Annotated in this window: 8 protein-coding genes; 7 read left to right on the plus strand and 1 reads right to left on the minus strand. The window is 69.5% G+C overall.

What is annotated here, in order from left to right; genetic code table 11:
* From KHY18_RS26560 to KHY18_RS26585, 6 genes are all read left to right on the plus strand, one after another.
* Positions 1-1,258 (plus strand): SAM-dependent methyltransferase (locus tag KHY18_RS26560; protein WP_249729405.1); only part of this gene is annotated, 1,258 nt, incomplete at its 5' end.
* On the plus strand, positions 1,255-1,830 hold the full coding sequence (locus KHY18_RS26565) for a chalcone isomerase family protein (protein ID WP_502769428.1): 576 nt from the start codon (positions 1,255-1,257) through the stop codon (positions 1,828-1,830). The genes KHY18_RS26560 and KHY18_RS26565, both read left to right, overlap by 4 nt.
* A gap of 15 nt (positions 1,831-1,845) precedes the next feature.
* Positions 1,846-3,135, plus strand: a complete 1,290-nt coding sequence (locus KHY18_RS26570) for an MFS transporter (RefSeq protein WP_213307358.1) — start codon at positions 1,846-1,848, stop codon at positions 3,133-3,135.
* A complete protein-coding gene (locus tag KHY18_RS26575) occupies positions 3,132-3,689 on the plus strand; it encodes a DUF3833 domain-containing protein (protein WP_213307361.1) in 558 nt (185 codons plus the stop codon). Before KHY18_RS26570 ends, KHY18_RS26575 begins: the two co-directional genes overlap by 4 nt.
* A gap of 5 nt (positions 3,690-3,694) precedes the next feature.
* A complete protein-coding gene (locus KHY18_RS26580; RefSeq protein ID WP_213307362.1) occupies positions 3,695-4,492 on the plus strand; it encodes an SDR family NAD(P)-dependent oxidoreductase in 798 nt (265 codons plus the stop codon).
* 4 nt (positions 4,493-4,496) lie between these two features.
* Positions 4,497-4,940, plus strand: a complete 444-nt coding sequence (locus tag KHY18_RS26585; RefSeq protein WP_213307365.1) for a nuclear transport factor 2 family protein — start codon at positions 4,497-4,499, stop codon at positions 4,938-4,940.
* Between the two features lie 4 nt (positions 4,941-4,944).
* On the opposite strand, the gene KHY18_RS26590 is transcribed toward KHY18_RS26585, so the two are convergent.
* On the minus strand, positions 4,945-5,862 hold the full coding sequence (locus KHY18_RS26590) for a LysR family transcriptional regulator (RefSeq protein WP_213307368.1): 918 nt from the start codon (positions 5,860-5,862) through the stop codon (positions 4,945-4,947).
* Between the two features lie 83 nt (positions 5,863-5,945).
* Here KHY18_RS26590 and mdlC point away from each other — a divergent pair.
* On the plus strand, positions 5,946-6,942 hold a 997-nt coding region (mdlC, locus tag KHY18_RS26595; RefSeq protein ID WP_213307371.1), incomplete at its 3' end, for a benzoylformate decarboxylase.

Genomic DNA, 6,942 nt, shown 5'->3' on the forward strand with positions numbered 1-6,942 from the left:
CACTGCCCCCACCGCGGCCGCGGCCGCTCCACGCCGTGCCACGGCCGCGACCGAGCGCGTGCTGCGCCTGCTCGAACGCCTGCCCATAGGCCAGCTCGAACTGCACTTGCCGAACAACCATGTGCTGCGCCTGCCGCTGCATCCGGGCGCCAATGCCGATGGCGAGATTCCGCGCGCCGCGCTCAATGTGCGCGATCTGCGCATGTTCGATCGCATCTGGAAGTCGGGCGACATCGGCCTGGCCGAAGGCTATATCGACGGCGACTGGGACACGCCCGATCTGGCCGCGCTGCTGCGCCTGTGCATCGCCAACCGCGCGCACATCGAGGCCATGGTCTACGGCAGCTGGTGGGGCCGGCTGGCCTACCGCCTGCGCCACCTGCTGCGGCGCAATACGCGCGCTGGCAGCGAGAAAAATATCCATGCCCACTACGATCTGGGCAACGATTTCTACCGGCTGTGGCTGGACCCGAGCATGAACTACAGCGCGGCCTGGTTCGAAGGCCGCGACCCGCAAGGCGCCGACCTGCAGGATGCGCAGCTCGCCAAGGTGCGGCGCGCGCTGCGCGAAGCACGCGTCGAACCCGGCGCGCGGCTGCTCGAAGTCGGCTGCGGCTGGGGCGGCCTGGCCGAAGTCGCGGCCGGCGAGTTCGGCGCTCATGTCACGGGCGTCACGCTGTCGAGGGAGCAGCTGCTGTGGGGCCAGAACAGGCTGCGCGCCGCCGATCTCGACGGCCGGGCCGCGCTGCATTACCAGGACTACCGCGACCTGCCGCACCAGTACCGCAGCGCGCCTTTCGACGCCATCGTGTCGATCGAGATGTTCGAAGCCGTGGGCCATGAATACTGGGCCGGCTACTTCGACATGCTGCACGCCTGCCTCAAGCCCGGCGGCCATGCCTGCATACAGACCATCACCATCCGCGACGATCTGTTCGAGCGCTACCTGAACTCGACGGACTTCATCCAGCAGTACATCTTTCCCGGCGGCCTGCTGCCCAGCCCTTCAGCGTTCGAAGCCCAGGCGAAGCGCGCCGGCTTTGTCGTCGAGCAAAAGCTGGCTTTCGGGCGCGACTATGCGGAAACGCTGCGCCGCTGGCGCGATGCCTTCGTCGCCGGGCGCGCAGAATTGCAGCGCCTCGATTTCGACGAGCGTTTCGCGCGCATCTGGACTTTCTATCTGGCCTACTGCGAAGCCGCATTCGACACCGGCAACACCGATGTCATCCAATTCACCCTGAGAAAGCCCCTGCCATGACTGCCGGCCGCCCCACGCGGCGCGCGCTGTTGCAGCAAGGCAGTGGTGTTCTCGCCGCACCGCTTCTTGCCATGCCTCTCACCGCCCCTGCTGCTCCCGTTCGACCCGAGGAGCTGCGCGCCGATCTGCCCGATGCCCGCCTGGTCGGCACGGGCGTGCTGCGTTTTTTCGGTCTGCGCGTCTATGAAGCCCGCCTGTGGGCCGGCCCGGGCTTCGTGGCCGAGCAATACGCGAGCCAGCCCATGGCGCTCGAGCTGCTCTATGACCGCAAGCTCGAAGGCCAGGCCATCGCCGAACGTTCGGTCGCTGAAATGCGCCGCGTGGGCCCGTTCAGCGAAGAACAGGCCAGGCAATGGCTCGCGCTGATGACCAAGGCCTTCCCCGATGTGGTGGCCCAGGACCGATTGCTGGGCCTGAGCGACGGCCAGGGCGGCGTGCGCTTTTTCCACAATGCGCGCCAGACCGCGCAGACCCGCGACGCCGATTACGCGCGGCTGTTCTTCGGCATCTGGCTGGCCGCGCAGACTTCGGCGCCCGCGCTGCGCAAGTCGCTGCTCGGGCTTGCGGACTGAGGCTGCCGTCGCACCATGGCCACCGCCGTTCACGTCTCCCCGCAGTTGCCCTGGCGCACGGGACTGGCCTATGGCGCGCTGGCCGCGCCGCTGGCCTTCGTGTCGCTGCCGCTCTATGTGAACCTGCCGCACCATTACGCGAGCGTCGCCGGCGCGCCGCTCGCGGCGCTGGGCGGCGTGCTGCTGGCCACGCGCGCGCTCGACGCGCTGATCGATCCCGCGCTGGGGCGACTGGCCGATCGCCTGTTCGCGCGCGGCCAGGCCCATGCCTTGTGGGCCGCTCTGCTTGGCTGCGTGCTGCTGGCGCTGGGCTTTGCCGCGCTGTGGCATCCGCCCACGGGCAGCGAGACGGCGATGCTGGTCTGGCTCGCGGGCGCGCTGCTGCTGACGACGCTGGCCTATAGCGCGGTCTGCATACTGCACCAGGCCTGGGGCACGCGCTGGGGCGGGGCGCCGGCCTGGCGCGCGCGCGTCACGGCCTGGCGCGAAGGCGCGACGCTGATCGGCGTGCTGCTCGCCAGCGCGCTGCCGCTGTGGCTGGGCTTTGATGCGACCAGCGTGCTGCTGGCGCTGGGCTTGATGCTGGGGCTTTGGAGCCTGCAGCGCGTCAAGCTGGGCGTGGCCTGTGCCGCGGCGCTGCCGCCCTCGGCCGATCTGCCGCAGCGCTCGCCCTGGGCGAATGCGGGCTTTCGCTGGCTGATGCTGGTGTTCATGCTCAACGGCGTGGCCAGCGCGATTCCCGCGACGCTGCTGCCATTCTTTGTCGCCGACCGTCTGCAGGCGCCGCAATGGCAGCCGCTGTTCCTGCTGGGCTACTTCGGCGCCGCGGCGCTGGGCCTGCCGCTGTGGGTGCGCGCGGTCGCGCGCTGGGGCCTGGCGCCAAGCTGGCGCGCGGGCATGGGCCTGAGCGTATTGGCCTTCGTCGGCACGCCCTGGCTGGGCGCGGGCGATGGCGCGCTGTTTGCGCTGATCTGCGTGGCCAGCGGCCTGGCGCTGGGCGCCGACCTGGCCTTGCCGGCCGCGCTGCTGACCGGCGTGATCCACCAGGCGGGCGCGGGCGGCCGTGGCGAAGGCCGCTATCTGGGCTGGTGGACCTGCGCCACCAAACTGAATCTGGCGCTGGCCGCGGGCCTGGCGCTGCCCTTGCTGTCGTGGGCCGGCTACCGCAGCGGCAGCACCGACGCCGCCGCGCTGCAGGCCCTGGCCTGGCTCTACGCGGGCTTGCCTTGCCTGTTGAAACTGGGCGCCGCGCTGGCGCTCTGGATCGCCGAACGCCACAACCCCACCTGGAGACACACGACATGAAGCCATCCACATTTGCGCTGCCGCGGCGCGCGGCGCTGGGCCTGGCCTGCGCGGCGCTGCTCGCGGGCTGCGCCGGCCCCGAAGTCAAGGACTACGCCCAGGAAAAGCCGACGCTGGACCTGCGCGAGTATTTCAACGGGCCGCTCACGGCGCAAGGCATGTTCACCGATCGCGCGGGCAAGGTGGTCAAGCGTTTCTCGGTGCAGATGACAGGCCGCTGGGAAGGCGACAACGGCACGCTCGACGAGCATTTCGTCTACAGCGACGGCACGACACAGCGCCGCGTATGGCATCTCAAGCACCTGGGCGAAGGCCGCTACACGGGCCGCGCCGACGATGTGATCGGCGAGGCCGCGGGCCAGAGCGCAGGCAATGCCTTCCACTGGAAGTACACGCTGGCCCTGCCGGTCGATGGCCGCGTGTGGAACGTCAACCTCGACGACTGGATGTACCGCATGGACGCGCGCACGCTGCTCAATCGCACGGCGATGAGCAAGTTCGGCCTGCACCTGGGCGACATCACATTGGCCTTCGACAAGCCGCCCAAGGACTGACCCCCATGCCTCTCTTTGGAGCCCCCCTCAACGCGCCCTTGCGCGACTGGACCGGCCGCTGGGTCTGGGTCATAGGCGCGTCGTCGGGCATAGGCCGCGCGACGGCCGCGGCGCTGTACCGCGAAGGCGCGCGCGTGATCGTCTCGGCGCGCCAGGCGCCGGCGCTCGCCGACTTCGTCTCCCGCCACCCGGGCTGCGTGGCGTTGCCGCTGGACGTGGGCGATCTGCCGGCGATGCACGCCGCGGCCGCGCAGGTGCAGGCGCTGGTGGGGCCGAGTCAGGGGCTGGCGCTGCTGCTGTATTGCGCGGGCCACTACCGCGCGCAGAGCGCGACCGCGTTCGATCTGGCCGAAATGCAGCAGCATCTGGCCGTAAACTACGGCGGCGTGCTGCACCTGCTCGACGCCATGCTGCCGCAGCTGCTGGCCGCGGGCCAGGGCCATCTGAGCCTGGTCGGCAGCGTGGCCGGCTACCGCGGCCTGCCCATGTCGCTGGCCTATGGACCGACCAAGGCCGCGCTCAACAACCTTGCCGAAAACCTCTATCTCGATCTGCGGCCGCGCGGCGTAGGCGTGTCCATCATCAACCCGGGTTTCGTCGAGACGCCGCTGACCGCGCAGAACGCTTTCCCCATGCCCGCGCTGATCAGCGCCGAAGACGCGGCCGAGCGCATGCTGCAGGGCTGGGCGCGCGGGCGCTTCGAGATGAACTTTCCGCGCCGTTTCACCGCCTGGGTGCGGCTGCTGCGCTGCCTGCCGGACGCCTGGTACTTTGCGGCCGTGCGCCGCACCACCGGAGCCTGATGCCATGCCCACGTTTTCTTCCGATCCCCGATTGGCCGCGGTCGTGCTGGCCTATGAAGCGCTGCGCCCCGAGACCATGCCCGCGCTGCTCGCGCTCTACAGCCCGCTGGCGCGCTTCAAGGACCCGTTCAACGAAGTCCAGGGCCGGGCCGCGATAGGCTGCGTGTTCGAACACATGTTCGCCACCGTCAAGGCGCCGCGCTTCATCGTGAATCAGGCCGTGAGCGAAGGCGATACAGGGTTTCTGACCTGGGAGTTCCTGTTCGCGCGCGAAGGCGGCGCGCAGATGTGCATACGCGGCGCCACCCATCTGCATTTCGCGGCCGATGGCAGCATCGATCTGCACCGCGACTACTGGGATGCGGCCGAAGAGCTTTACGCCAAGCTGCCGCTGCTGGGCGTGCTGATGCGCGCGCTGCAAAAGAAGCTGACCGCCAGGCCGCGCTGACGCGTCAGGCGCCGGCGGCTGCGGGCTGGCGAAACAGCTCCTCGATGCAGGCGCGCAGCCAGACCTTGGCCGGCTCCTGGGCGAAGCGCCGGCTCCAGTGCAGCGAGACCGCGAAGCGGTGGTCGGGCAGGCTCGCATCGAGCAGCGCATAGCCGCCGCCGCGCACGAAGCCCGCGGCGATTTCGTGCGGCATGATCACCGCCAGATCGGTCTGGCTGACGATCGACGGCACGGCCAGGAAGTGGGCCGCCGACAGCCGTATGCGGTCCGTGAGTTCGAGCGCCTGCAGGATGCGCAGCGTCTCCGAGTGCGAGCGCACGGCGACGAACTCGAGCTGGCGCAGCGCGCGCAGGCCCAGGCGCGCGTTCTTGCCTTTTTGCAGCAGCGGGTGCTGGCTGCGCAGCAGCACGCAGTAATGGTCCTGCAGCAGCACGCTGCGCTCGGTGCTCAGCACGCCGGGCAGAAAGCCGATGGCCGCGTCCAGCGTGCCGCGGTCCAGCGCATCGGGAATCTCGGCCATGGGCAGCGGCAGCGTCTCTATGCGAATGCCGGGCGCGCGCTCGCGCAGCGCCGCCATCAGCGCGGGCAAAAAGCGCGCTTCGCCGATATCGCTCAGATGGATGCGAAACACCTGCTGCGCGGCGCGCGGATCGAAGGCCTGGGCCTCGCCCAGGCCGACTTCGAGCGCGGCCAGCGCGTCGCGCACCACCAGCGCCAGGCGCTCGGCGCGCGGAGTGGGGCGCACGCCGCCGTGCACGCGCTCGAACAGCGCATTGCCCAGCAGCAGCCGCAGCCGCGTGACGGCCTGGCTTGCCGCGGGCTGCGACAGGCCCAGCTCCTCGGCCGCGCGGCTCACGCTGTTGTGCCGGTAGACCGCGTCGAACACGCGCAGCAGATTCAGATCCAGCCGGTTTATATCCATGGAATGAATATCTCTTAGATGGTTTATGCAGTTGCTGGAAATTATCGCCGCGGGCACGATGCGTCGTACGCCAAGGAACCGCCATGCAAGAGACAAAACCCCAGACTCCCGCTTCGTTCACCGTCCGCCATGCGGTGATAGACCTGCTGCGCCAGCTCGGCATGACGCGCATTTTCGGCAACCCCGGCTCGACCGAGCTGCCGCTGTTTCGCGACTACCCCGAGGATTTTTCCTATGTGCTGGGCCTGCAGGAGGCCGTGGTCGTGGGCATGGCCGACGGCTATGCCCAGGCCACGCGCCGCGCGAGCTTCGTGAACCTGCATTCGGCCGCGGGCGTGGGCCATGCGATGGCCAACATCTTCACCGCGTTCAAGAACCGCACGCCCATGGTGATCACCGCGGGCCAGCAGGCGCGCTCCATCCTGCAGTTCGACCCGTTCCTGCACTCGAACCAGGCCGCCGAACTGCCCAAGCCCTACGTCAAATGGAGCTGCGAGCCGGCGCGCGCCGAAGACGTGCCGCAGGCGCTGGCGCGCGCCTATTACATCGCCATGCAGGAGCCGCGCGGCCCGGTGCTGGTGTCGATTCCCGCCGATGACTGGGACCACCCGGCCGAGCCCATCCAGGTGCGTGAAGTCGGCTTCGAAAGCCGGCCCGATCCGCGCGTGCTCGACATGATCGGTGCGGCGCTCGACGGCGCGCGCGCGCCCGCGCTGGTCGTGGGCGCGGCCGTGGACCGCGGCGCTGCCTGGGACGCCGTCGTCGCCCTGGCCGAACGCCACCAGGCGCGCGTCTATGTCGCGCCCATGTCGGGGCGCTGCAGCTTTCCCGAAGACCACCCGTTGTTCGCCGGCTTCCTGCCCGCGATGCGCGAACGCATCGTGCAATTGCTCGGCGGCCACGACGTGGTGTTCGCCGTGGGCGCGGCGACGTTCACCTACCATGTCGAAGGCCAGGGCCCGCACATTCCCGAAGGCGCGGCGCTGTACCAGCTGATCGAGGACCCGGCGATCGCCGCCTGGGCACCCGTGGGCACGGCCGCCATCGGCAATATCCGCCTGGGCGTGCAGGAGCTGCTGG

It is taken from the genome of Acidovorax sp. CCYZU-2555 (assembly GCF_018413525.1).
Lineage (GTDB): Bacteria > Pseudomonadota > Gammaproteobacteria > Burkholderiales > Burkholderiaceae_C > Comamonas.